This is a genomic window from Pseudomonas sp. GXM4, assembly GCF_008923895.1.
GTDB lineage: Bacteria > Pseudomonadota > Gammaproteobacteria > Pseudomonadales > Pseudomonadaceae > Aquipseudomonas > Aquipseudomonas atacamensis.
In genome coordinates this window covers 1-2,669 of record NZ_WBRZ01000439.1, presented here as the reverse complement: position 1 = coordinate 2,669, position 2,669 = coordinate 1, and the positions used below count along the sequence as shown (strand labels likewise).

At 60.8% G+C, this 2,669-nt stretch carries 3 protein-coding genes; 2 read left to right on the top strand and 1 reads right to left on the bottom strand.

Features of this window, described 5'->3' with window-relative positions:
• Positions 1 to 127: 127 nt before the first annotated feature.
• Together F8N49_RS27995 and F8N49_RS27115 are read left to right on the top strand one after the other, a co-directional pair.
• A complete protein-coding gene (locus F8N49_RS27995; RefSeq protein ID WP_016773747.1) occupies positions 128 to 304 on the top strand; it encodes a hypothetical protein in 177 nt (58 codons plus the stop codon).
• A 74-nt stretch (positions 305 to 378) separates the two neighbouring features.
• Positions 379 to 2,535, top strand: coding sequence for a mechanosensitive ion channel family protein (locus tag F8N49_RS27115; protein WP_122602869.1), 2,157 nt, complete (start codon positions 379 to 381; stop codon positions 2,533 to 2,535).
• 47 nt (positions 2,536 to 2,582) lie between these two features.
• On the opposite strand, the gene F8N49_RS27110 is transcribed toward F8N49_RS27115, so the two are convergent.
• On the bottom strand, positions 2,583 to 2,669 hold an 87-nt coding region (locus F8N49_RS27110; protein ID WP_178117086.1), incomplete at its 5' end, for a bacteriocin immunity protein.

The following is a 2,669-nucleotide window of genomic DNA, read 5'->3' as shown; positions in this document are numbered from 1 at the left end:
CCTGCTCGCGAAAGCGCCTGTGCAGACAGCAGAATCCTCTCGGCCTGATGCATTCCTGAGCCACATCACACCCTGCCTCGAAAACCCGCCTAGACTGCAAGAATCCTCTACAGACAAGGCAGTCTTCATGATCTCGATGTCCTCCTTCCACGCCATGCTCATTCCCATCCTCAGCGGAATGATCCTGCTGGCCATCGGCTTCAACTTCCGCGACAAGAACGCCGGGGTGTTCGCCATGTGGATCGGCATGCTGATGATCCTCGCCACGGTGGTCTACAAGATCCTCGCCAAACTCAACGAATGACCGCGCCCGGCTCGCATTGCGCCAAGGGGCCTCGTACACTCCAGCGCATCCGCCTATCGCGAGGTTGTCTTCTGGTGTTTGCTCGTCTTTTTGCTTTGCCCGGTCTGCTGCTTGTCTGCCTGATGACGCTGCTGCCGCTGGCGCCCGCCCAGGCAGTCGGTCTGCCCGGCCTGCTCAACACTTCCAAACCGCAGCCTGAAGCCGTGGAACCCCTCGGCCAGTCCCTGGACGAAGTGATCAAGTCGCTGGAAAACGACAAGCAACGCGCGCAGCTGCTCAGTGATCTGAAGAAGCTGCGCGACGCCACGAAGAAAGCTCAGACCACCCCCGAAGAAGGCGTGCTGGGCCTGATCGGCGGCACCCTCGCCAGCTTCGAAAAACAGTTTTCCGGCGCCGACAGCCCGCTCACCCGCTGGTCCAACGAATTCGATCTGGCCAAGGACGAACTGACCAGCAAGCTGCTGCCGGCCAATGAATGGCTGCCGATCATTTTCGGTTTCGCGGTGATCCTGATGGTCTGGAGCCTGCTCGCCGCCGCGCTGATCTGGCTCAGCCACCGCGTGCGTCTGCGCTTCGGCCTCACCGAAGAACTGCCGCAACACCCCAAGGCCCTCGACATGCTGCGCTTTGCCCTGCGCAAGCTCGGGCCGTGGCTGATCGCATTGGTGATGACGGTGTACATGAGCTACGTGCTGCCGTCGTCACTGGGCAAAAGCCTGGCGATGGTGCTGGCCTATGCCTTGGTGGTCGGCACCTGTTTTTCGGCGATCTGCGTGATCGCCTTCTCCCTGCTCGATGGCCCGCACCGCCATCGCGCGCTGTACATTCTGCGTCATCAGGCGTTTCGGCCGCTGTGGCTGATCGGCAGCTTCGCCGCGTTTGGTGAAGCGCTGAGTGATCCGCGTCTGGTCGAGAGCCTGGGCGTGCATCTGGCGCACACCGCCGCGACCACTGCCAATGTGCTCGCGGCGCTGTCGACCGGCCTGTTCATTCTGCGATTCCGCCGACCGATCGCACACCTGATCCGCAACCAACCGCTGTCGCGGCGCCTGACCCGCCGCGCCCTCAGCGACACCATCGAAATCCTCGGCACCTTCTGGTACGTGCCGGCACTGGTGCTGGTCGGCATCTCGCTGTTCGCCACCTTCGTCTCCGCCGGCGACACCAGCACCGCCCTGCGGCAGTCGCTGATCTGCACAGTGCTGCTGGTGTTGTGCATGGTCATCAACGGCCTCGTGCGCCGCCATTCGCTGAAACCGCAACGCGGGCCGAAACGCCATGCGCTGTATTCGGAGCGACTGAAAAACTTCTTCTACACCCTGACGCATTTGCTGGTGTGGCTGATCTTCATCGAACTGGGCCTGCGCGTCTGGGGCCATTCGCTGATCGCGTTCGCCGAAGGCGATGGCCATGACATCAGCGTCAAACTGTTCAGCCTGATCGGCACGCTGATTTTCTCCTGGCTGATCTGGATCCTCGCCGACACCGCCGTGCACCACGCCCTCACCCGCTCGCGCAAAGGCCTGGCGAATGCACGGGCGCAGACGATGATGCCGCTGATCCGCAACGTGCTGTTCGTGGCGATTTTCATCATCGCGCTGATCGTCGCGTTGGCGAACATGGGCATGAACGTCACGCCGCTGCTGGCCGGTGCCGGCGTGATCGGTCTGGCCATCGGCTTCGGTGCGCAGTCGCTGGTCGCCGACCTGATCACCGGCCTGTTCATCATCATCGAAGACTCCCTGGCCATCGACGATTACGTCGACGTCGGCGGCCACCTCGGCACCGTCGAAGGCCTGACCATCCGCACCGTGCGCCTGCGCGACATCGACGGCATCGTCCACACCATCCCGTTCAGCGAAATCAAAAGCATCAAGAACTACTCGCGGGAATTCGGCTACGCCATCTTCCGCGTCGCCGTGCCGTACAACATGGAAATCGACGACGCGATCAAACTGATGCGCGACGTCGGCCAGAAGATGCGCAGCGATCCGCTACAACGCCGCAACATCTGGTCGCCGCTGGAGATTCAGGGTGTGGAAAGTTTCGAGTCCGGCAGCGCGATTTTGCGCGCACGGTTCAAGACTGCGCCGATCAAGCAGTGGGAAGTTTCCCGGGCGTTCAATTTGTCGCTGAAAAGGCAACTGGATGAGGCGGGGCTGGATCTGGCGACGCCAAGGATGAGTGTGCAGGTGATTACGCCTGGGGTGGAAATCAAAAAGGAAAGCTGAACAGAGATGGCCCCCTATTGGAAGATAAAGCCAATAGGGGGTTGCTTTTATTTATCTTTGAAACCGGGTTTACCATTAGCGGAACGCCAGTTTTTTACCTCCAAGACAACATTTTCAGGCCCATCCTTACCTTC

Bases quoted from the DNA above. Each gene is read 5' to 3' on its own strand.
- F8N49_RS27995 (WP_016773747.1), top strand. From the start codon at position 128: ATGATCTCGATGTCCTCCTTCCACGCCATGCTCATTCCCATCCTCAGC.